Here is a 22379-nt window from a genome sequence, read left to right on the forward strand (position 1 = left end):
ATGGCTTTTTTATTTGGTTGACAAAATTTACATAAAGACACAATTGCACGCGGTATATGTAAACTTATTTTTAAGTAAATGATTATAAAAAAATATTTAGTAAAAACCTTTTAGTTTTTAGCCAGTTACCGTGCAACTCTCCAATCTAAAATGCCAAATTAATTGTTATTTTCTGTTAAAAAAGCACGTATTTTTCGCGTTTTTTTGCCTTTTTTTCAATCAACCTAGTAGCAATTCAAAAAGCGCAGTGATAGCATATTCGCAGACCAGTTAGACTGCGCCTGCGTTGTTAGTGCCTAACAAAATTTAGGAATAATAAAAGCATACAACAGACTAACGTCGGTTTTTTTTAATCTCATATTTTAGAGAGTGATGCCATGTTATTCAAAAAAATCGCTATTGCTGCTGCAGTTGCTACTACTTTAGCTTTCGTTGGTTGTGCTAAAAAAACTGAAGAAGCTGCTGCTGACGCTAACGCTGCTGCATCTGAAGCTGTTGTAGCTGCATCTGAAGCTGAAGCTGCTGCTGACGCTGCTGCTGTAGAAGTTGCTTCTGGCGCTGAAGCTGCTGTAGATGCTGCTGACACTGCTGCTGCTGCTGCAACTGACGCTGCTGATGCTGCTGTAGACGCTGCTGCTGCTGCTTCTGAAGCTGCTGCTCAATAATCGATACGATTATGCAGTACAAAAAGAGAGCCGATGGCTCTCTTTTTTATTTCTGAATATTTTGTCTAAAATTTATTTTACTCAGCACAATATCTCCAAATCGCTCAATCCATCTTTTTCAAGTAGATGATTCAGCATATAAAAGCATTTAACCAAAACACTTAACCCCATTCGGCATTTATTTCGATATAACCTTTTGGTTTCTCATCTCCACGCTCAATTCTTAGGTAGCGTCTTGTTCAGCTCTACAGTGTTTTCATTCATATCCATAGTTTGATTCAAGTCTCTCAATTGCAAGATCAATCACTATGTCTTGCTAAATCACAGCGTCTTTCTAAAATCTCTTATAAAAAGCATAAAAAAAAGCAGATCAATCGATCTGCTCATTTCCCACACGCTGGCGGAATTTCTGCCCTGCGCGGAATGTGACTACACGGCGGGCTGAAATTGGAATTTCTTCGCCTGTTTTCGGGTTGCGACCAGGTCGTTGACGTTTATCACGTAACTCGAAGTTCCCAAACCCTGAAAGTTTAACTTGCTCGCCAGAGATCAGTGCTTGGCTGATCTCATCAAAAAATAACTCGACCATTTGTTTCGCTTCACGGCGGTTTAAACTCGTGAGCTCACTTAAATGATCAGCCATTTCTGCTTTTGTTAATGCTGTCATGAAGCCCTCAATGTCGCTTGGTAAGTGTTTTCCAACACTTGCAGAATGTTATCCATACCAGATTTAATTTCAGCATCTTCAAGTGTACGTGTTGGATGTTGCCATAACAGAGCAAAAGCCAAAGAACGCTTGCCTTGTTCAACACCTTGTCCAGTATACACATCGAATAACCAAGTTGAGTCTAACAGCGCTCCACCCGTTTTTTCAATAAGTTGCTGAATTTCGCTTACATTTATCTTATCACTAATTAAAAGCGCAATATCACGTCTAACCGATGGAAAACGTGATAATTCTGTAAAATTAGATACATAAGTTTGCAAAACTGCTGTTTGATCGAGTTCTGCTACCCAAGCCGTGCCTAAATCCAGCTCATCTTCTAAAGATGGATGTAAACGACCAAAGTAACCAATAGACTGACCATCTACCAAAATTTCAGCAGATTGTCCAGGATGCAACCAAGTACGCTCTGAACGAACATACTCTACCTGCACACGACCTGCAGCTAAAATTTCTTCAATATCGCCTTTAAAATCGAAGAAATCCATAGGCTGAGCTTTAGCATGCCAAGATTCTGCATGTTTAGCACCCACCGCAATCAATGCCAAAGTTGGAATTTGCTTCAAGTCATGAATGCTTGCTGCATGTTGATAATCAAAACGTAAACCCAACTCAAAGAAACGCACACGGTTTTGTTGACGATTCACGTTGTACTGAACGCATGGAATTAAGCTGGATAACAACGTTGAGCGCATTACTGCCAAATCGCTTGAAATGGGATTTGCTAATGCCAACGGGTTCACCGCAGGGTTTAACTGTTTTTCCAATTTTGCATCGGCAAAGCTAAAACTAATTGCTTCTTGATAACCTAAAGTCACTGCGGTTTGACGTAATTGCGCAACTTCAAACTGATCTTGGTATTTTGCTAATTGCACATCAATCACAGGCAAACTGATTTGAATGTTGTCATAACCGTGAATACGAGCAACTTCTTCAATTAAGTCTTGGTAAATTGCCATATCAAAACGATGTGATGGTGGTACAACGCTCCACTGACCTTCAGCTTGAACAGTAACTTCGCAGCCTAAACGAGTTAAAGCATCGGCAATAAATGTAGCATCAACGTGATAACCCAAGAGCTGATCGACTTGCGCTTGATTTAACGCAATTGCTTCACGTGTTGGCAATTGTGCTGCTTGTTCTGCCACTGTAATTGGACCAAATTCGCCGCCAGCAAATTCTGCAATCAGTTGTGATGCACGGTTCATCGCCAATAATGGCAATTCAAAATCGACACCACGTTCATAACGCTGTGAGGCATCGGTATGCAAACCATAACGACGTGCACGACCTGCGATATGCAATGGTGCAAAGAAAGCGGATTCAAGGAAAATTTCTGTGGTTTCATCACTTACCGCAGAAGATAAACCACCCATGATGCCCGCCATCGCCAATACTTTTGCGTCATCGGCAATCACCATCACATCATCTTGCAGCTCAACTTCTTGCTCGTTTAACAGCACCAATTTTTCTGCTGCAGTCGCTTGACGAACTTGAATGCCACCTTGAATTTTAGCACCATCAAAAGCGTGCATTGGCTGACCCAATTCAATCAAGACATAGTTGGTAATATCAACCAAAATACTGTGCTGACGGATACCTGAACGTGCCAACGCGCGCTCCATCCACTCAGGTGTAGCGGCTTTGGTATTTACATTTTTAATCACACGACCTAAATAACGTGGGCAGCCTTCCGTCAAACTTTGTACAGTTTTTTCATCCTGAATAGTTGCCGCTACTGCCTGAATGTCAGGTGTATTCACTGGCAATTGGTTAATCACCCCAATTTCACGGGCAATACCACGAATACTGAAACAATCACCACGGTTTGGAGTAATACTGATATCAATGACATGGTCATCTAGATCAAGATATTCACGTACATTCACACCTACAGGTGCATCTGCAGGCAGTTCCAATAAACCATCAAGTTTATCTTCAAGGTCAATTTCTGATGCGCCACAGAGCATCCCTTGTGATTCCACACCACGCAGTTTGCCTTTTTTGATTTTAAAGTCGCCTGGCAATACCGCACCAATGGTTGCCACAGGTGCTTTCATACCTACACGCACGTTTGGCGCACCACACACAATCTGCAACGGCTCACCTGAACCAATATTTACCGTAGTCACACGTAAACGATCTGCATCTGGATGCTGTTCAACCGTTAAGACTTCACCCACCACAACGCCTGTAAATGGCTTTGCTGCTGGTGACATATCATCAACTTCTAGACCCAGCATCGTGAGTTGATTCGATAAAGTATCGCTGTCAATGGCTGGGTTAACCCACGTGCGTAGCCAATTTTCGCTAATTTTCATACATTCATTTCCTGAATCTCCCCTACCCCCTCTTTAATAAAGAGGGGAATTCCCACACTTCTATTTATTTCGCGTAAGTCCCCCTTTTACAAAGGGGGATTTAGGGGGATTTTTAAAATTTAAAAATAATCTCTTTTCCCTCTCCTAATTTTAGGAAAGGTTGTTTAAAAAGTTTTAAGCAAACTGGCGCAAGAAACGCACATCATTTTGGTAGAACATACGCAAGTCATTGATGCCATAACGCAACATCGCAAAACGCTCTACCCCTAAACCGAAGGCAAAACCTTTATATTTTTCTGGATCAATGCCTGAAGCGCGTAACACATTTGGATGCACCATACCGCAGCCCAAAACTTCCAACCAGCGACCACGTTCATCCATAATATCCACTTCGGCACTTGGCTCTGTGAATGGGAAATAAGATGGACGGAAACGTACTTTTAAGTCTTTTTCAAAGAATTCGTTTAACAGGTTAATTAACAAACCTTTGAGTTCTGCAAAACTGGTATTTTCTGCGACGTATAAGCCTTCAATTTGATGGAACATTGGTGAGTGTGTTTGGTCTGAGTCGCAGCGATACACACGACCTGGACAAACAATACGAATAGGCGGCTGTTGATTTTCCATGGTGCGAATTTGTACGCCCGACGTGTGGGTACGCAATAAATGATTCACATCAAAATAGAAAGTATCGTGCATGGCACGCGCAGGGTGATGTCCTGGAATATTCAACGCTTCAAAGTTGTGATAGTCATCTTCAACTTCTGGGCCCGTTGCCACGGTAAAACCTGCTTTGGTAAAGAATTGGCAAATACGTTCCTGTACCTGCGTAACTGGGTGAATACTGCCGATGCTTTGACCACGACCTAGCAAAGTAATATCAACGGTTTCATTCGCCAGTTTTTGTGCCAAAGCCGCTTGTTGTAATTCAGTTTGACGCGCAGTTAATGCCGCATTGATTGCTTCACGCACAGCATGAATTTGTGCACCAAATTCTTTACGCTGTTCAGGGTCCATTTTACCTAGTGCTTTGGATTGTTCCGCAAGCTGGCTTTTTTTCCCCGTAAATTGCACTCGCACCTGGTCGAGTGTAGCAAGGTCCTCTGCTGCTGCAATTGCAGCGAGCGCTTCATTGGTCAGGGCTTCCAGTGACATAGTAACTCTCAAAAGCAACAATTTAGAAATAATTTAAAAACCCCGTATTCTAACAGTTTTTAGTCGCTTTGATGAAGCTTCGATGTAATGAAAATTAGATTAGCATCTTGAAATACAAAAAGTATAAGATAAAGCCAATCACCACGAGATCTCAACATTATGGCGCTCGATCAGATTTGGAAACAGCAACTTGCCCTTGTGACTTATGGCAATGAATATTTGGCTCAAGATTTAAGTTTTAATCATTGGCTCAAGCATCAAGTGTTTAACCAGCATCAAATTCAGTTTCGTGATTTATTGTCACAACATTTACTGGCACAACACTTTCAAATCTGGTTAGAGCATCTTAAACAACAAGGTGTGCGACGTTTAAGCCTACATCAGGCAAGTATTTTAAATGATGAAAAAAACCCCAATCCAAATGTAGAGTTATTGCCTTTTGCACACTTTATTGTGAGTCACGAGGCACAGCACAAATCTGCTTGGATTTTCGGAAAAGAGCTTGCAGAATGGTATACCGCAGAACAAGATTATATGGCGCCTGTTTCCCAACAGAGCGAGCTACGTCAGGAAGTCATGTGGCGCTATCAATTAAATCACAAACTCGCCAAACAGCTCGATGCAGATTTTGCCTCTCCAAACTGGGATGAAATTGATCGCTTTATTCGCTCCGAATTATTTTTAAATCCTTGTGCTACAGAGTTTGTTGAACCAGAGCAAAGCGCTAAACCTTATTTCGGTGTAGATCTTACTCAAAACGCAACTGAAAGCATGTACCCAACTTTGGCGTTAATTCCCGCAGACTACCCTGCTGCCTATGCACATCAGATGCTGTATCGTTTAGATGCACTGGATCAACACATTCAGAATAAAATCCAGCATCCTTATCATGCCGATGGCACAGAACTTGAACCAAGCGAACAACTCAATTTACGTCATTTTTCTCAGAAACTTGAAGATTTACACGCCAAATTTATCACCAAGGTTGCGAACCATTATCAGACCGCACAGCTCACGCCAGTGCAAACACCTGATCCTTTTGAATCAACGCCTAGCCAAGTACAAAACATCGCTTCACCACAAATACCAACACCTGCAGCTACGCATAAAGTGGGTACATCTGCCGTGATTAAACTGATTTTAATGACTGTGGTTATTTGTGCAGCTGCCTATTATTTTGGTTTATAAGCTTAGGGGCTGTTGACAATTCGTCTATGTTTGCGACAACGCATATTTTTTAGCTGATATAAGGCATGGGACAGGAAATTTAGTCATTCTAAATGACCGGCACATAACGCAATAGCAGCAAAAAATATGCTTGTCCTTCGCTGCGCCTTCCGCTGCAAACAAAGCAGTGCTTGTTTTTGCTCAGGCTGTGGCTAAAAATTTCTCAGATTGAGTTATGAAACTTGGCAGAGACCCTAAATTTCAGGCATAAAAAAAGACCGCAAATGCGGTCTTTCTTTTAAGTCATAAAGACTTATGCAGCTAATGCATCTTTAGCTTTTGTAGCTAAAGCAGCAAATGCAACTGCGTCATGCATAGCGATGTCAGCAAGTACGCGACGGTCGATAATCACTTGTGCTTTTTTCAAGCCAGCGATCATACGGCTGTACGATAAACCATTTTGACGAGCGCCCGCATTGATACGCGCAATCCATAAAGCACGGAATTGACGTTTCTTTTGACGACGGTCACGGTAAGCGTATTGACCTGCTTTGATTACCGCTTGGAACGCTACGCGATATACGCGTGAACGAGCACCATAGTAACCTTTAGCACGAGCAAGAATTTTTTTATGACGGCGATGAGCCTGTACACCACGTTTTACACGAGCCATTTATAATCTCCTTAGATGTATGGGCACATAGCACGAACAGCAGCAACGTCACTCACGTGAACCATTACACAGCCGCGCAATTGACGGATACGTTTAGCAGATTTTTTGGTCAAAATGTGGCGTTTGAACGCTTGTTTACGCTTGAAACCGTTAGCAGTCGCTTTGAAACGTTTAGCTGCACCACGGCGAGTTTTTAACTTAGCCATAACAACCTCTTTAAACACCTGTTCGGCACGTCTGCACCATTGCAAAAACGACCTGCAGGTAAGGGAGCGAGTATTCTAAAGCATCTTTGCTTAAAACAAAAGCATATTGGCTAAATAAAAAATGATCATTACCTCACTCATTTGCCGTAATTCAACTCAGGAAAAAATACTGGAATTGTGAACACCCACTACAATTCAAAATAAAGCTAAAGCTCTGTCAAAAATTGTGCAGATCAACACCCTAAAAACTTGCAATAAGTTGCGGATTACCCTTGCGATTATCCACAATTCCATCAATACTTCGCCTCGTCTTGTGTGAGATAAAAAAGACCGTAATATGATGAAAACATCTTTATATATAACTCTATTGCTTGGACTCAGTGCGACGCATCTTTTTGCAAAACCACCGCAGCAGAAATCGACACCAAAAGCCACACTCGAAGTACAAAAAAGTGCTGCCTTGCCTGCTCATCTCACCACACGCTTAGCATGGCGCAAGTTTCCACAACCCAAATATAAAAATGAAGATTTAAATCAACAAAACCGAGCTGCAATTGTGCGTATTTATGCAGATGAAACCGGCAAAATCAGTCAAGCCACTATTCAAGAAAGTACAGGGCTGAAAAAATTAGATGATGCCTTATTACAAGCGGTTCGCACTGCTGAAATTCAACCGACCTATGTAGAAGATACTGCCGTACCGACCATTGGTTTTCAAAGCTTTAATTTAAGATTTCAGGATAACCAGCACGAAGATTGCCAGTTTGATTTTCAATCTAAACAATGGTTAGCACAGCAACAACAGCAAAAAGTTCAATTTAAGTATCGTAGTCAACCACAATTAAACTTAAGTGCGGAAGATTTAAAAAATCACTCACGTAAGTTAAAGTTTCAATTCAAAGTAAATAAGCATGGCGAAGTGAAACGTGTGAAATTGACACAAGGTTCGGGACAATACGCACTTGATCAACAAGTTTTAGCTGCAGTGAAAGCTGCTCAAGTAGATGTACCGCGTCAATTTTGGCTGTATAAAAAGTCAAAATTAAAAGATGAAATTTATTTTGATTTAAACACGTGTGATGCTCAAGAACAGTCATAAGTGTCTATAAATAATAGGGGTTGCTTGCTTAAACCCATGTATAAACAAAATAAATAAACAGATAACGCCCGATTTTGGCTAGACTCACCATCAACACAAAACGGGCAAAATGTTCTTTCATTAAACCTGCAATCAGCGTAATTGGATCACCAATAATCGGCACCCAACTGAGCAGTAAAGACCAAAACCCATATTTGGCGTAGGTGTGCTGTGCTTTTTCTAATTGTGTAGCCGAAACAGGAAACCACTTTTTATCTTTATAATGTTCGATCTTGAGTCCCAAATACCAGTTCACACAAGAACCTAAAATATTGCCTAGACTGGCAATGCTAATCAGCCAAATGGGTGCATAGCTGCCTTCATATAACAGCCCCAACAACACAGCTTCGGACTGTAAAGGCAATAAAGTTGCCGCACCAAATGCAGATAAAAATAAACCAAACAGCGTCCAAAGCATAGACGATTTAAAGCCCTAAAGCCTGCTTGGTTTTACGATATTCCCAGCTCGCCCAAAAAATACTAAGCAAAATAAGTGCCGCACGTGCCCATGCATAACGCTGAGTAACAGGCTCAATCGCAGCACGTAAAACCTGTTGATCTGTGCTATTTAAAGCCACAATCATATTCTGCACATGAAATGCTTCGATCACAAATAAGATCAAGCAAGACACAATGCCCAAAATAATGCTCCAATACACTTTGGCATTTTGCTCAACAATCTTGGTAAAGTTTAAAAAAAATTCTTGCATAGCTCATCCAATAAAAAAGCCACCTGAAAAAGTGAGGTATCAGGTGGCTGGCATCTTAGCATAAAAGTAGATTTAAACTTGAATCGCGAGTGCTTTCTGCACTGCAGGGCGCGCAGTCAGCCGTGTAATATAGTCTTGTACATACGGATAATCTTCCAGCGAAATATTTTGCCAGTCATGACGTAACGCCCACGGCAAAATAGCCATATCAGCAATTGAATATTCGCCCGCCACGTACTTTTGCCCCATCAACTGCTTATTTAACACGCCATACAAACGCTTGGATTCATTGATATAGCGTTCAATCGCATAAGGAATTTTCTCTGGTGCATAACGGCTAAAATGATGATTCTGTCCTAACATTGGACCAAAACCACCCATTTGCCACATGAGCCACTGCTCTACTTCAACACGCTCCTGTTCATCGGTAGAATAAAACATGCCAGTTTTGCGCCCTAGATATTGCAAAATTGCACCCGACTCAAACACAGAGATTGGCTCACCACGCGGACCGTTCTGATCGACAATTGCAGGAATTTTATTATTGGGCGAAATTTTTAAAAAATCTGGCTGAAATTGATCATCTTCTGAAATATTGATGGGGAAAATTTGATATTCCAAACCCATTTCTTCAAGTGCAATACTAATTTTATGACCGTTGGGGGTGCCCCAATAATAAAGATCAATCATGTTTTATCCTTCATTACTTTTTTTGCTTTTTGACCAGCATTCTTCTACTGCGGTTTTAGTTATAGCATGTTTTTAAGCGTTTGTTGCGTGTCGCTGCGTAGAGTTTTTTTATCGAATGGCATATCTCATAAACATGAAACATAGATGCTCACTTTCATCACGCAAAAAAAAGCACCGCCAAGGTGCAGTGCTTCTTTTGTTCAGGATGGGATTACTTTTTCTTTTTAGGACCAAGCAACATACCCATTTGACGACCTTCCATTTTTGGTGCTTGTTCAACTACACCATATTCAATTACATCTGCTTCAACTTTTTTCAATTGAGCCAAACCTAACTGTTGGTGAGCCATTTCACGACCACGGAAGCGTAAAGTGATTTTTACCTTGTTCCCTTCTTCAAGGAATTTGATAATTGCACGTAATTTTACGTTGTAATCACCAACATCAGTCGCAGGGCGGAGCTTGATTTCTTTCACCTGTACTTGATGTTGTTTTTTCTTCGCTTCTTTCTGCTTTTGCTTTAGATCAAACAAATGCTTGTTAAAGTCCATGATTTTGCACACCGGTGGTTCGGCATTTGCCACAATTTCCACCAAGTCAAGGTCAACGCTTTCTGCTGCGCGTAATGCATCAGCCAAGCTTACAATACCTTTTTGCTCACCATTTTCGTCTACAAGACGGACTTCTTTTGCACGAATTTCATCATTCAAAGCAGGACGGTTAGATTTTCCGCCCTGTTGATTACGGTCAGGCTGTTTAATCGCTGTTACTCCACAATATACCGGCCGCGTTCTGCGACGGCTGTTTTCACTAGGTCAATGAAAGCATCAATTGACATAGTACCCAAATTTGTTCCTGAGCGAGTACGCACGTTTACAGTACCCTCTTCCACTTCACGGTCCCCAAGTACCAGTAAGTATGGAATACGCTCTAATGTACGCTCACGAATCTTAAAGCCGATTTTCTCATTTCTCAAGTCAGAAATAGCACGAATACCGTTTTCTTTAAGTTTTGCGACGACCTGTTCACTTGCAGCAGCTTGTGAATCGGTAATATTCATGACACAAGCTTGCACTGGCGCTAACCATGGTGGCATAAAGCCTGCATAGTGCTCAATAAGTATACCAATAAATCGTTCAAAGCTGCCAAGAATTGCGCGGTGCAACATTACAGGCTGATCACGATCATTGTCTTCAGTGACATAAGATGCCTCTAAACGCTCAGGCAAGTTAAAGTCACACTGAATTGTACCACATTGCCACACACGACCTAAGCAGTCTTTCAGTGAGAATTCAATTTTCGGGCCGTAGAACGCACCTTCACCCGGTTGTAACTCCCATTCCAGACCTGCAGCATCCAAGGCATCAGCCAAAGATTTTTCTGCCATATCCCAAAGTGCATCATCTCCCACACGTTTTTCAGGACGTGTAGACAGTTTCATTTGCACCTCTTCAAAACCGAAATCTTTATAAACATCTAAAGTCAGTTTGATGAAGTCTGCAACTTCTGGCCCAATTTGTTCTTTGGTACAGAAAATGTGGGCATCGTCTTGAGTAAAGCCACGTACGCGCATAATGCCGTGCAGTGAACCTGATGGCTCGTTACGGTGACATGAACCAAATTCTGCCAGACGAATTGGCAAATCACGATATGACTTTAACCCTTGGTTAAAGACTTGTACGTGACATGGGCAGTTCATTGGTTTTACTGCATAGTTACGGTTTTCAGAATGGGTAGTGAACATATTGTCTGCGTAGTTGGCAGCATGTCCTGATTTTTCCCATAGCGTGAAATCGACCACTTGCGGGGTACGAATTTCTAGGTAACCGTTGTCTTGTTGTACTTTACGCATGTACTGCTCAAGTACTTGGTAAATCGTCCAGCCATTTGGATGCCAGAACACCATGCCTGGTGCTTCTTCTTGCATATGGAACAAGTCCAAAGCTTTACCAATTTTACGGTGGTCACGCTTTTCTGCTTCTTCAATACGTTTGATATACGCTGCGAGCTGTTTTTTGTCCGCCCAAGCCGTACCATAAATACGTTGTAACTGTTCGTTTTTCGCATCACCGCGCCAATAAGCGCCTGAAATTTTGGTGAGTTTGAACGACTTTAAGAATTTAGTGTTTGGAACGTGTGGACCACGACACATATCCAAATAGTCTTGATGATAGTACAAGCCCATTTGGGTTTCGTTTGGCATGTCTGCAATCAAACGTAATTTATATTCTTCGCCACGCGCTGTGAATTCTGCAATTACTTCATCACGCGGGGTCATTTTTTTCACAACATCATAATCTTGGTCGATGAGCTTTTTCATACGCTCTTCGATTGCTGCCAAATCATCTAACGTAAATGGACGAGGCATCCAGATGTCATAGTAGAAACCTTCTTCAATGACAGGGCCAATCACCATTTTCGCTTCAGGAAAAAGCTGTTTTACCGCATGCCCCACCAAGTGCGCACATGAGTGACGGATAATCTCTACGCCTTCTTCATCTTTAGGCGTAATAATTTGTAGGGTTGCGTCTTCGGTAATTAAATCGCAGGCATCGACCAAACGATCATTCACACGTCCAGCAACTGTATTTTTGGCAAGACCCGGACCGATGCTTTGAGCAACTTCCATCACAGATACGGCTTGATCAAACTGTTTTTGATCGCCATTTGGCAAAGTGATAATAGGCATAGATAAAAATCCTTAAGGAGTGATGCCCCGTACCATGGAGCATATCACCGCGAGATTATGATTAAGGGAGACCCTCAAAAGATAAAAACGGTGTATAAATAAAAAGCGCCTTAAATTTTACACGGCTTGCGTACAGGTTTAAACCTTTGTGTACTAAAAAAGCCAAAGAATCGGCATTTCAGCTGTTTTTATTCCCTAAAGGTTGCCCACGGCGTGAATTGTCCATGTTGATAGGCATACACCGCTTCAAACTGTGGCAACACCGCCTCACTCTGTTGCGGGCGTAAAAATACATAATCATCTATTTGGATGCGATGCTGTTTGGGTACTTGAATCAACTCTTGATTGCTACTGCGTCCGTATAAAGCATGTGGATGACTGCTCTCAGGATAAACATAATCTGCCATCCAATAGCCACCATAAACAAAAACGGCTTGATTGGATTGTGGCAAATAGGACTGCAAACGATCTAAGCCTGGCACTTGTACCGCAGCCAATACCTTTAAAACAGGTGTTGCAATCCACAAAGCCGATTGCAAATCTGACAAGATTTTTAAATCAAAATCACTGGGTTTAAGCAACATCGAACCAAAAGCCAGATCATTACATTCACTGTGCTGACAATGCTGCATAAATGTCAGGCTACCACCACCGTTAAAACACAAGTCATCCTGCCACAACTTTGGAAAATGATGCTGAATCAGTTGTTTATAATTTCTATATTGCTGCTGTGAGTGTTGATAGGCTTTGGCTTGTGCATGAAATACATTTGGTAATTTCACCACATGCGCATCGTACCCCATCAAACCTGACAGTTTTAAATGTTGTGGATGCTGCTGAATCAATTCCAGCATTTGCATAAATCCAGCATGATCTTGCGCCCCACCACGATGCAAACCGATATCAATTTCAAGATTAATATTCAAACAAAGCTGGCGTTGTTGTGCCAAATGTAAATACTGTTGTAAACGTGCAGGTTGATCAACCAACCATTGTAAATGCAATTGGATATTCTCAGCAGACGCCATCACCTGCTGATAAAAAGCATCTACCGCACGTATTGGCATTGGCTTGCCAAACAGTACATCTGCTTGTGGAAAGTGCTGCATCACTTCATACAAATGTGGCAGATGAAACAACATAAAACGCTGCGTATTCAGACTTTGGCTTGCGTGTTGCAATATCTCCAAACACGCTAGCGATTTCACCACCAGTCGTGGTTGCAACCGTGCAGGCAAATGGGCTGCAACATAATCCAAGTTATGCTGAAAACGTGCCATATCCACAATCAGTTGCGGTGTTCCTGTACCCTGTTGCTGCAAACTGTGGGTGAGTTGCTGAAAATAATCACTTTGCATGTCACGCTCCCTAATTGAATGCTCTTATTTTGCGATTGCTTGAGTTGTTTATTGAACATCACGCTGCACTCAAACTTGGAATCGTGAAAATTTGTCTTAAATATGGATTAATCCATTTTTGCTGTGGATCAAGCTGCTCACGAAGTTGCATAAAATCATCCCATTTTGGATATAACTCACGTAATTGATCCGCTTGCATACTGTGCAATTTGCCCCAATGTGGACGTCCCTGATATTTTTGTAAAATCGGTTCGACCCATTTAAAAATATGTTGGCAATCTTGTTTATAAAATTGGTGGATTGAAATAGACACCGAATCCCGTCCATAAAAAGGACTCAGCCAAATATCATCGCCTTTGACATAGCGAAACTCGATTGGGAAAAACATGGCGACACGCTGTTGTTTCAAAACCGCCAATAATTCTTCTAAACACGCCAAACCTTGCTCGGCAGGCAATTGGTATTCCATTTCGTTAAATTTGGTATTGCGTGGCGTTGGGAAAATTTGACTCGACCAATCGACATGAGTACTCGGTTTGATAAACACGCCCAACAAAGATTGTAAATACGGATTTAACTGTGGAAAAACACGGGTTATTTCCGAACAAAAATTTAATAAACGGTCTTCTGATAACCAATATTGCGGACGAGGATCCGTCAATCCTCGGCTCTCATCTAAGGTTTTTAAAATCACCTGATCACTGTGTAAAAATGCCCAAAACTCAATATGGCGATGTTGATGCTTCCAACGGTCTATATATTGATAAATATCACTCAAGGCACATAAACGTAGCTGCTCTTTGAGTTTATAGCGCGAACGGTTTTGTAAAGTGATTTTGGTCATCACCCCAAAACTGCCCAGCGCGACCCGACCTGCCTGAAAAATTTCAGCATTGTGTTCAGGTGAACATTGCAACACCTCACCCTCTGCTGTGAGCAGTTCAAAATCAGTCACCAAAGCCGATAGACAAGGTAAATCCACACCTGTGCCATGTGTTCCTGTTGCAACCACACCTGCCAAACTCTGATGATCAATATCGCCCTGATTTTGCAGCGCCTGATGAATCGGAGCTAGACATTCACCCAGTTTGTACAGCCGAGTCCCTGCATGTAAGGTGCATTGCTGCTTTTGTGCATTAAATTGATGCACCCCCTGAATATGATCTAAATTCACCATCACATCATCGGTTGTGGCTAAGGGGCTAAAGGAATGCCCTGCTCCGACCATTCTAATTTTGTCGTGCTTTCGCACAATTTTTTTCAGTTCATCTACATTTTTCGGCTGTAAAAAGTCTGGATAGGCTGTTTGCTTTCCAGACCAGTTACTCCAACGCTGTTTCATAATCCTTCCTTTTTCTGCGTGGCATTTATTTTTATTGCAGTTTGTTTTGCGTTACTTTTTAAAGTACCGCATTAAAAAAATAGAGACACATGGATGAGATAAATGACCTCTCTATCCATATTGATTTAGATTAACCTCCTGACTAGTACATGATTTAGAATATGTTTCACATGGAACAATGTATAAAAAAACTACAATTCATTTAGCGCATTAGCTTTCAAACTGTCACGATATGTTCTTCTTTCTAATTCATCCAAAGGTACAGCGGGCGGTAATAACGATGCTGTATCGCGTTGTGGAATAGGCAAATTCAATTGCTCTGCGAAATATTGAAATTTAGTTTGCAACGCTGCCAAAGTCCACTGTCCATATAAAGTGTGACCACCTTCATAGGCTTGTTGTTGATATTCCTCGAAGGTGGTCACATAGCCCATATAATCATTGCAATATGAAGCCAACCATACTTTTTGAGTCGATTCCAATTCTTGTTGTACGGTTACTTTGAGCCGCTTAGCTGCAACAGTAGTAATTTCCCCAGGACAGCACAGCAAGGTTAAGTCGCCAATTTTAATTAATTGTAATGGCACTACATTCGGTACCAACAAGCTATGATCAATTGCGCCTACACTGGCCTGCTTGTTCATTTCTGCAATCAGTTTGTCTAAAAATTTAGGATAATGATTCAGTGGCTTGCCAAAAATGGTTTTAGAACCACATTCCAGCACAATATCTTTGGGGCCTTGTGAGGCATATAGCTGTTGATAATAGGTATAATCTGCGGCTTGAGGATTACTCAACTTTTTCTTTTTCACTCGCTGCGCTAACCATTGCATACCTTTAAAAATCGGTTGTGCCACACCTGCACCATCTACAGGTGTTCCTGCAAAAAATGCTGCACCATGACAGGCTGCACTGGTTTTTGCATCTGTTTGCCCCATCGCAAATTCAACTGGAATTTCAATATTGCTTAAATCGACATAATGGCACACAGCATCTAAAGCTCCCATTAACGGCGTACCTCTATGTGCCAAAGCTTTCAGTGCCAATTCACTTTGATAGCGGCCATTTTGCTGCGCATATTCGTATTCTTTTTCACCACAGATTGCAGCGCGTATCTGTGACTGTTCAGGCCCATGATAATGCGGTGAAACATCACCAGCAGCAGCCTGCGCAAAAATAGCGACAGGATTTTTCACTCCACGCTGCTGTAATACCCGTTCTGTGCAAGTTGCAGCATAGCCTTTATTGTCACCATCATGCGCACTCAAACGACTGCTTAAACAAGTCGCATGCACGCCAAATAAAGATAAGACAGCCTGTAACGCACCCTCTCTATAAAAACCAAGCAATTGCATGTCACGATCAACCGCCAAATGACATTGCTCAGGATTTTTTCGGCTGATATCAGGGTTACGGTTGTAAGAGTCCAAAGCACGATTCCATGCCACTGGAGTGTCTTCATCAAAGCAGCCTTTACTCATGTAAATATCGGTTTTTTTCTGTGTGGCTAAGGCTTTAATTACACTACTAACAATTGCATCGACTACTGCATTTAAATGTTCGGGTACAAAGCCTGGAGTTGGCATATTATAGAGGGCTTCATAGCCGCAGCCGCCAGGTGCAGAATGAGTATGCGTTGCCATCAATACCAAACGCTGCGGCTGAAAACGCTCCCCCAGTTTACGCTGTAAACGCTGTATCGCTAAATGACGCATGGCATAGGTCACACACCCCATATCCAGACAGCAAAAAATTAATAAGTCATTGTCTAAGGTTCGAATACAAATACTGCGGGCAAATAAAGCTGTTCGTTGTTCATAGGCACGATGTTTCCAGTTGCCATAACCAAACATGGCAAGCCCTTTTGGCTGAATATGAATTTCCTGTTTATCCCAACCCACCAAATACATTGCAATCGTATTCCTTTTCATCTATACAATCAGTCATGACGCTGATCAACGCCATTAAACAAAATTGCATCACGGCAAATAAGGGTCAAAGCGACAATGGCATGGGGGGATAATCGGACTTATGTCAGCAACTTCAAACTACTTGCTGCAGCACGTGCCGCCTGCCTTATTGTCAGGTCTGATTCATTACGCCAAAGAACAACAGATCCCCTATCAACCATGGTTTCAGGGAATTTCTCAAGATCTTGATCAAATCGTCCAAGGCAATGGTTTTGTTTCATTTCAAGATATTTGCAAAGTGGTGACACGCGCCCTGCAAGACACTCAATGTGCACATTTAGGCTTAGAAATTGGACGTGACAAGGGGCTGATTTCCATGGGCATGCTCGGTTTTGCCATGGTGTCCAGTCAAAATGTTGTAGAAGCCTTACAGACAGGACTGCAGTACCATCCCATTTCAGGCAGTGTGATGGATTTAGAGTACGATTTTTCCTCGACCTCTCCTACACTGGTGATGAAAGAGCGTTATCCCACGGGGAACTTACTGCGCTTTTTTTGCGATGAAGTCCTCTCCAGTATTGTTAGCTGCTTAGACGTCATGCTTGGCAATCATCAAGATTTGGTCGAAGTGCATTTTAGTTTTGCCCAACCCGACTATTTAGAGGCTTATCAGGTGCATTATCAATGTCCTCTGCACTTTTCATCATACATGAATGCTTTGGTGTTCCGACCAGAGATTTTAGGACGCCAAATTAAAACCTCTAGTGCCGCCAATTACAGCACCGCCCTGCGTGTCTGCCAACAAGCGTATCAGGATATGCAGGCGATTAATCAACAGCAATATGCACACGTGTTGAGTTATCTAATCGAACAGCATTTACCTCAGCACTTTGATATGCACCAAGCGGCACAACATTTTCAAATGAGCGAAAGACATTTACGCAGACAATTACTTGCCGAAGGCTGCAACTTCCAAAACCTGCGCCAACACGTTTTGGAAAATAAAGCCAAACAACTGCTACAACAGCCTTTGAGCATGACTGAAATTAGCCAACAACTTGGCTTTAGTGAATTACGCGAATTTCGACGTGCATTTAAGCGTTGGACAGGTCTCAGCCCATCACTCTATAAAAGCCAAATGACAGAATAAGTTAATATTTTCCAATAAGCTACTATTTTTATTGAATAAAAAATAGCTGCTAAATTTTACTTAAACTATTTTTTAAATGTACTTACAAGCGATTCAAAACAAAAACAACAGATTTTCGACTAAAGCATAACTGCAAAGCTGCCATAAAATCCCTATCTTTTTAAGTTGGATAAAATAACGACACATATTATGGAGAATAACAATGGTCAGCGCATACGATGAATTACCGCGTACCCCTGCGAATTTTGTCGCCTTGTCCCCGTTACGTTACTTAGAACGGGCAGCTTATATTTACCCGCACCAAAACGCGATTATTCACGGTTCACGTCAAATTACCTGGCGCGAAACTTATTTGCGCTGCTGCCAATTTGCACATCAACTTCAAAATTTAGGCATCAGCAAAAATGACACTGTTTCGGTGCTGCTTCCGAATGTTCCTGCCATGCTAGAAGCACACTTTGCTGTGCCAATGGCGGGTGCAGTGCTGAACACACTAAACACTCGTTTAGATGCCAAAACACTGGCGTTTATGCTCGATCATGCAGAATCCAAAGTGCTTTTGGTTGACCCTGAATTTGCGGCTTTGGCACAAGAAGCCTTAGCGATGGTCAATCATGAAATTTACGTGATTGATGTCAACGATGCAGAATATGAGCATGCTGCCAATGCCCTTAGCATCGGACAGATTGAATACGAAACTTGGCTGGCTGCAGGTGACCCAAATTTTGAATGGCATTTGCCACAAGATGAATGGGATGCAATTAGCCTGAACTATACGTCTGGCACGACAGGCAACCCGAAAGGCGTGGTCTATCATCATCGCGGTGCCTACATTAATGCAGCCAGTAATATTATTGCCTGCGGGATGACCCCACGTGCAACCTACCTATGGACACTGCCCCTATTCCACTGTAATGGCTGGTGCTTTGCATGGACGATGGCAGCCAACGGTGGCACAAATATCTGCTTACGTAAAGTCGACCCTGAACTGATTTTTAAATTAATTGCAGAGCACAAAGTCGATTATTTCTGCGGTGCGCCAATTGTCTTGTCGATGCTCATCAACACCCCTGAGGAGAAAAAGACCCAGTTTGATCACCGTGTTGAAGTGATGGTTGCGGGTGCTGCACCGCCAGCAGCAATTATTGAAGGTATGCGCAATATTGGCATTAACGTAACTCACGTTTATGGCTTAACTGAAACCTATGGCCCATCTGCGCTGTGTGCTTCTCAAGCAGGCTGGAGCGACCTATCCATTCAAGAACAAGCACAATTACATTCGCGTCAAGGCGTGCCTTATCCGCTGCAAGATGGCATGAAAGTTTTAGACCCAGAAACCATGCAACCTGTACCAAAAGACGGCAAAACCATGGGCGAAATTATGTTCCGTGGCAATATCGTGATGAAAGGCTATTTGAAAAACCCAGAAGCCACCGCAGAAGCATTTGCAGGTGGCTGGTTCCATACGGGCGATTTAGCTGTCTGCCAACCCGATGGCTACGCCAAAATTACTGACCGCTCTAAAGATGTGATTATTTCAGGTGGTGAAAATATTTCTTCACTCGAAGTGGAAGAGGTGTTGTATCAACATCCTGCAATTTTGACTGCTGCAGTGGTGGCAAAACCAGATCCACGTTGGCAGGAAGTCCCGTGTGCCTTTATTGAACTGAAAGAAGGCAAGCAGGTCAGCCCTGAAGAAATTATTGCCTATTGCAGTCAACATTTGGCGCGTTTTAAAGTACCAAAGGATGTGGTGATTACTGAAATTCCAAAAACATCGACAGGTAAATTACAAAAATTTGTACTGCGTGAATGGGCCAAAGAGCGTTCAGTCGGTGAGTTTGGCTAAAATTTGAAAATCTCTATATTAAGACCAAATAAAAACGACTCGTCATGAGTCGTTTTTTTGTGCAATCATCAGCTCACGCTATCTATCTTCTTAGATAAGGTACGCTAATCTAGCTTTCTGACAATAAAGCCACTTGCTGCACATAGTTAAACAACTTGAGTTTAGATGCTTCAAGTTCTTCCGCAGACACTTCCTGTTTCATATCACGGTGGATACGCAACACATGCTGACGCAGTGTATGACGTTCAGCTGCTTTATAGGTTTTACTAAAATCATTAATCACAGGGTCGCCGTCTTTAATAATTCGCTCTACCCAACGCTGTAACTGTGCGGTTTTTTTCGCACCTTGCTGCGGCGTCAAATAAGACAAAATTACGCTTTCATCTTCATTACGCAACAATTTACCAATACGCTGACACTGACGACGACGTGCTTCATGTGAAGTAATACTTTGCAATTCCAGTAAAGCATCAATTAAACGCTCTTCTACTGGAAGTTTCTGAATTTGTTTGGCGCTTAACTGCGCCAATTGTTCGCCCAGCGCGGCCATACGTTGTACGGCTTTTTTCTGTTCGGTTTTACTTGCACGCCCTTCTAAAGATTCAAAGTCATCTTCGGTAAAACGTTGCGGTCGACGTGCCACGATTAATCTGCCTCGTAAAATTTTGCTGCAAACAGTGCTTGAATATCAGATAAAGCTTTTTCTTCATCTGCACCATCAATCACCAAGCGTAAAGTAGTTCCCTTGCCTGCACCTAACATGAGCAAGGACATAATATTTTTGGCATCAACCAATTTGTCGCCTTTACCAATTTGGATTGACGAACGGAATTTGGTGGTCACTTCAATCAGTTTCCCAGATGCCCGTGCATGTAAACCTAGTTTATTAATTACGTCAACAGTTGTGTCAATCATGACCAGTGCTTCATTTCTCGGTGTAAGACTTGAATAGACCATTTTGCCTCAAGTGCTTTTTTTAGTCTATCAACGATATAGACAGAACGGTGTTGCCCACCCGTACAGCCAATTGAAATGGTGATGTAGTGACGATGCCCTTCGGCAAAGGCTGGCAACCATTTTTCTAAAAACTGGTGGATGTCCTGAAACATTTCATGGGTTTGCGGACTTTGTTGCAAGAATTCCTGCACAGGTGCATCTAAGCCTGAATGTTTTCTTAGCTCCAAATCCCAATGGGGATTGGGCAAATGACGCACATCAAACACATAATCGGCATCTAAGGGAATTCCGTGCTTATAGCCAAAGGATTGTAAAATTACAATAAGATTGTCGGTTTGCCCAAGCTTAGACAACAATACGTGTTTTAGATCATGCACACTTTTGTCAGTGGTATCAATATGAACCGTAGAGCGGAACTGAATCGGCATCAACAAGTTTTTTTCTTCTTGAATACATTCATTTAAGCTTTTAAAACGATTAGAGAGTGGATGCGGACGGCGTGATGCGCTAAAACGGGCAATCAATTCCTGATCTTGCGTGGTCAGATAAATAATATCGACTGAACCATGCTTTTGCAGTTGCTCAAATACCAAATCAAACTCTTGCAAGTCGGCACGGGTGCTGCGTACATCTACCCCCAATGCCAACTGCTCCAAGTTATTTTCCTGATCCAGTTTATCCACAATTTCGGGGAGCAATGCCAAAGGTAAATTATCAATACAGTAATAACCCAAATCTTCCAACACTTGTAATGCCGAAGATTTTCCTGAACCCGATTGACCTGTCACGATCAAAATACGTTTCATGGCATGCAACCCTTCTATTGCCAGCTATGCAGAATGTTTGACCTGCAAATTATCAATTAAACGTGTATTGCCCAATTTTGCTGCAACGAACAACACCAGATCTTCACTAAATGCTTCAATTTTCTGCAATTCTGTTGTACGCGCCTCTACATAGTCCACAACAAAGCCTGCTGCTGTCAATGTTGCTTTAATATTCGCTAACACTTGTGACAAAGTTTCACCTTGCTGTAATGCTTGTGCAGCAGCCTTTAAACTTTGATAGATTGTCGGTGCAATTTGACGCTGTTCAGCGCTCAAATACCCATTGCGTGAACTAAGTGCCAAACCATCTGCTGCACGTACAATTGGCACACCAATCACTTCTAGCGGAATATTCAAGTCACGTACAAACTGACGAATGACTGCCAGTTGTTGATAGTCTTTTTCACCAAAGAAAGCATAGTTTGGCTGTACCATATTGAATAACTTGGTCACGACCACCGCAACACCATCAAAGTGTCCAAGACGCTGCAAGCCACACAAGTCTGCCGTAATCTCACTCACTGAAATATTGGTCAAACGTGGTTTGTTACCATACATTTGCTCAACTGAAGGCGCAAAAATAATGTCGCAACCGACCTCTGCCAACAATTGGCTGTCTTGGTCTAAAGTTCGCGGATAACTGTCAAAGTCTTCATTAGGGCCAAATTGAATTGGATTGACAAAAATACTGACCACCACCACATCACATATTTTTTTCGCTTCGCGCACCAAGGTCAAATGCCCTTCGTGCAAATTGCCCATGGTCGGAACAAAACCAATGGTTTTACGCGCAGCGCGTGCAGGCTGTAATGAAGCCGCTAAGCCTTGAATTGTGGTTTCAGTTTTCAT

22 protein-coding genes are annotated in these 22379 nt (G+C 42.2%); 5 read left to right on the forward strand and 17 right to left on the reverse strand.

Translation table 11 applies throughout. The annotated features are described in order from the left end of the window. The first annotated feature begins 377 nt into the window (after positions 1-377). A complete protein-coding gene (locus FTT78_RS06875) occupies positions 378-665 on the forward strand; it encodes a hypothetical protein (protein ID WP_004975160.1) in 288 nt (95 codons plus the stop codon). A 370-nt stretch (positions 666-1035) separates the two neighbouring features. Here the strand turns inward: FTT78_RS06875 and FTT78_RS06880 are convergent, their stop codons facing one another. From FTT78_RS06880 to pheS, 3 genes are all read right to left on the reverse strand, one after another. Beyond that, entirely contained in the window at positions 1036-1332 is a 297-nt protein-coding gene (locus tag FTT78_RS06880) for an integration host factor subunit alpha (protein WP_004649746.1), read from the reverse strand. After that, the gene (pheT, locus tag FTT78_RS06885) at positions 1329-3710 is read right to left on the reverse strand and encodes a phenylalanine--tRNA ligase subunit beta (RefSeq protein WP_104852457.1); all 2382 of its coding nucleotides are present in this window, start codon (positions 3708-3710) and stop codon (positions 1329-1331) included. The genes FTT78_RS06880 and pheT overlap by 4 nt, the downstream gene beginning before the upstream one ends. A 174-nt stretch (positions 3711-3884) precedes the next feature. After that, complete coding sequence (gene pheS, locus FTT78_RS06890; RefSeq protein ID WP_180043980.1) at positions 3885-4865, reverse strand: phenylalanine--tRNA ligase subunit alpha; 981 nt, start codon at positions 4863-4865, stop codon at positions 3885-3887. A 159-nt stretch (positions 4866-5024) separates the two neighbouring features. Between pheS and FTT78_RS06895 the strand changes: the two genes are divergently transcribed. After that, positions 5025-6053, forward strand: coding sequence for a hypothetical protein (locus tag FTT78_RS06895; protein WP_167846241.1), 1029 nt, complete (start codon positions 5025-5027; stop codon positions 6051-6053). Between the two features lie 292 nt (positions 6054-6345). On the opposite strand, the gene rplT is transcribed toward FTT78_RS06895, so the two are convergent. Next, complete coding sequence (gene rplT / locus FTT78_RS06900) at positions 6346-6705, reverse strand: 50S ribosomal protein L20 (RefSeq protein WP_004975153.1); 360 nt, start codon at positions 6703-6705, stop codon at positions 6346-6348. An 11-nt stretch (positions 6706-6716) separates the two neighbouring features. Then, entirely contained in the window at positions 6717-6911 is a 195-nt protein-coding gene (gene rpmI / locus FTT78_RS06905; RefSeq protein ID WP_004975152.1) for a 50S ribosomal protein L35, read from the reverse strand. Positions 6912-7251: 340 nt separating this feature from the next. Here rpmI and FTT78_RS06910 point away from each other — a divergent pair, with 340 nt between their 5' ends. After that, positions 7252-8010, forward strand: coding sequence for an energy transducer TonB (locus FTT78_RS06910; RefSeq protein ID WP_026438356.1), 759 nt, complete (start codon positions 7252-7254; stop codon positions 8008-8010). 28 nt (positions 8011-8038) lie between these two features. On the opposite strand, the gene FTT78_RS06915 is transcribed toward FTT78_RS06910, so the two are convergent. The 8 genes from FTT78_RS06915 to FTT78_RS06950 all read right to left on the reverse strand — a co-directional run bounded on the left by FTT78_RS06915 (position 8039) and on the right by FTT78_RS06950 (position 16747). After that, complete coding sequence (locus FTT78_RS06915) at positions 8039-8467, reverse strand: YqaA family protein (protein ID WP_004975149.1); 429 nt, start codon at positions 8465-8467, stop codon at positions 8039-8041. A gap of 7 nt (positions 8468-8474) precedes the next feature. Next, complete coding sequence (locus tag FTT78_RS06920; RefSeq protein ID WP_180043977.1) at positions 8475-8759, reverse strand: hypothetical protein; 285 nt, start codon at positions 8757-8759, stop codon at positions 8475-8477. Positions 8760-8831: 72 nt separating this feature from the next. Continuing rightward, on the reverse strand, positions 8832-9449 hold the full coding sequence (locus FTT78_RS06925; protein ID WP_180043975.1) for a glutathione S-transferase N-terminal domain-containing protein: 618 nt from the start codon (positions 9447-9449) through the stop codon (positions 8832-8834). Between the two features lie 211 nt (positions 9450-9660). After that, a complete protein-coding gene (gene infC / locus FTT78_RS06930) occupies positions 9661-10209 on the reverse strand; it encodes a translation initiation factor IF-3 (RefSeq protein ID WP_081402479.1) in 549 nt (182 codons plus the stop codon). Positions 10210-10214: 5 nt separating this feature from the next. Beyond that, positions 10215-12137 (reverse strand): threonine--tRNA ligase, encoded by a 1923-nt coding sequence (gene thrS, locus FTT78_RS06935; RefSeq protein WP_004975142.1) that lies wholly within the window; start codon positions 12135-12137, stop codon positions 10215-10217. Between the two features lie 188 nt (positions 12138-12325). Next, a complete protein-coding gene (locus tag FTT78_RS06940) occupies positions 12326-13495 on the reverse strand; it encodes an alanine racemase (protein WP_178318757.1) in 1170 nt (389 codons plus the stop codon). A 58-nt stretch (positions 13496-13553) separates the two neighbouring features. Further along, positions 13554-14837, reverse strand: a complete 1284-nt coding sequence (locus tag FTT78_RS06945) for a D-arabinono-1,4-lactone oxidase (RefSeq protein ID WP_167846245.1) — start codon at positions 14835-14837, stop codon at positions 13554-13556. Between the two features lie 191 nt (positions 14838-15028). Continuing rightward, positions 15029-16747: a neutral/alkaline non-lysosomal ceramidase N-terminal domain-containing protein gene (locus FTT78_RS06950; RefSeq protein WP_180043991.1), complete on the reverse strand. Its 1719-nt coding sequence runs from the start codon at positions 16745-16747 to the stop codon at positions 15029-15031. Between the two features lie 121 nt (positions 16748-16868). On the opposite strand from FTT78_RS06950, the gene FTT78_RS06955 reads away from it, so the two are divergent. Further along, entirely contained in the window at positions 16869-17897 is a 1029-nt protein-coding gene (locus tag FTT78_RS06955) for an AraC family transcriptional regulator (RefSeq protein ID WP_004975134.1), read from the forward strand. A 202-nt stretch (positions 17898-18099) separates the two neighbouring features. Further along, on the forward strand, positions 18100-19746 hold the full coding sequence (locus FTT78_RS06960; RefSeq protein WP_131260752.1) for an acyl-CoA synthetase: 1647 nt from the start codon (positions 18100-18102) through the stop codon (positions 19744-19746). Positions 19747-19855: 109 nt separating this feature from the next. Here FTT78_RS06960 and yjgA read toward each other — a convergent pair whose 3' ends face one another. From yjgA to panC, 4 genes are read right to left on the reverse strand one after another with little or no spacing between them, the layout of a single operon-like run. Next, positions 19856-20389, reverse strand: a complete 534-nt coding sequence (yjgA, locus tag FTT78_RS06965; protein ID WP_004975130.1) for a ribosome biogenesis factor YjgA — start codon at positions 20387-20389, stop codon at positions 19856-19858. 2 nt (positions 20390-20391) lie between these two features. Next, a complete protein-coding gene (locus FTT78_RS06970; RefSeq protein ID WP_026438354.1) occupies positions 20392-20661 on the reverse strand; it encodes an HPr family phosphocarrier protein in 270 nt (89 codons plus the stop codon). Beyond that, positions 20658-21509, reverse strand: coding sequence for an RNase adapter RapZ (gene rapZ, locus FTT78_RS06975; protein ID WP_180043973.1), 852 nt, complete (start codon positions 21507-21509; stop codon positions 20658-20660). Before rapZ ends, FTT78_RS06970 begins: the two co-directional genes overlap by 4 nt. 24 nt (positions 21510-21533) lie before the next feature. After that, positions 21534-22379: a pantoate--beta-alanine ligase gene (gene panC, locus FTT78_RS06980; RefSeq protein ID WP_131260754.1), complete on the reverse strand. Its 846-nt coding sequence runs from the start codon at positions 22377-22379 to the stop codon at positions 21534-21536.

It is taken from the genome of Acinetobacter sp. YH01011 (genome assembly GCF_013420785.1).
Classification (GTDB): Bacteria; Pseudomonadota; Gammaproteobacteria; order Pseudomonadales; family Moraxellaceae; genus Acinetobacter; species Acinetobacter towneri.

Coding starts and splice junctions, on each gene's coding strand:
- FTT78_RS06925 (WP_180043975.1), bottom strand. CDS start 9,449: ATGATTGATCTTTATTATTGGGGCACCCCCAACGGTCATAAAATTAGT.
- pheS (WP_180043980.1), bottom strand. CDS start 4,865: ATGTCACTGGAAGCCCTGACCAATGAAGCGCTCGCTGCAATTGCAGCA.
- thrS (WP_004975142.1), bottom strand. CDS start 12,137: ATGCCTATTATCACTTTGCCAAATGGCGATCAAAAACAGTTTGATCAA.
- rpmI (WP_004975152.1), bottom strand. CDS start 6,911: ATGGCTAAGTTAAAAACTCGCCGTGGTGCAGCTAAACGTTTCAAAGCG.
- FTT78_RS06950 (WP_180043991.1), bottom strand. CDS start 16,747: ATGTATTTGGTGGGTTGGGATAAACAGGAAATTCATATTCAGCCAAAA.
- FTT78_RS06970 (WP_026438354.1), bottom strand. CDS start 20,661: ATGATTGACACAACTGTTGACGTAATTAATAAACTAGGTTTACATGCA.
- panC (WP_131260754.1), bottom strand. CDS start 22,379: ATGAAAACTGAAACCACAATTCAAGGCTTAGCGGCTTCATTACAGCCT.
- FTT78_RS06940 (WP_178318757.1), bottom strand. CDS start 13,495: ATGCAAAGTGATTATTTTCAGCAACTCACCCACAGTTTGCAGCAACAG.
- FTT78_RS06875 (WP_004975160.1), top strand. CDS start 378: ATGTTATTCAAAAAAATCGCTATTGCTGCTGCAGTTGCTACTACTTTA.
- FTT78_RS06895 (WP_167846241.1), top strand. CDS start 5,025: ATGGCGCTCGATCAGATTTGGAAACAGCAACTTGCCCTTGTGACTTAT.
- FTT78_RS06920 (WP_180043977.1), bottom strand. CDS start 8,759: ATGCAAGAATTTTTTTTAAACTTTACCAAGATTGTTGAGCAAAATGCC.
- FTT78_RS06915 (WP_004975149.1), bottom strand. CDS start 8,467: ATGCTTTGGACGCTGTTTGGTTTATTTTTATCTGCATTTGGTGCGGCA.
- FTT78_RS06945 (WP_167846245.1), bottom strand. CDS start 14,837: ATGAAACAGCGTTGGAGTAACTGGTCTGGAAAGCAAACAGCCTATCCA.
- rplT (WP_004975153.1), bottom strand. CDS start 6,705: ATGGCTCGTGTAAAACGTGGTGTACAGGCTCATCGCCGTCATAAAAAA.
- FTT78_RS06960 (WP_131260752.1), top strand. CDS start 18,100: ATGGTCAGCGCATACGATGAATTACCGCGTACCCCTGCGAATTTTGTC.
- FTT78_RS06880 (WP_004649746.1), bottom strand. CDS start 1,332: ATGACAGCATTAACAAAAGCAGAAATGGCTGATCATTTAAGTGAGCTC.
- FTT78_RS06955 (WP_004975134.1), top strand. CDS start 16,869: ATGTCAGCAACTTCAAACTACTTGCTGCAGCACGTGCCGCCTGCCTTA.
- rapZ (WP_180043973.1), bottom strand. CDS start 21,509: ATGAAACGTATTTTGATCGTGACAGGTCAATCGGGTTCAGGAAAATCT.
- FTT78_RS06910 (WP_026438356.1), top strand. CDS start 7,252: ATGAAAACATCTTTATATATAACTCTATTGCTTGGACTCAGTGCGACG.
- pheT (WP_104852457.1), bottom strand. CDS start 3,710: ATGAAAATTAGCGAAAATTGGCTACGCACGTGGGTTAACCCAGCCATT.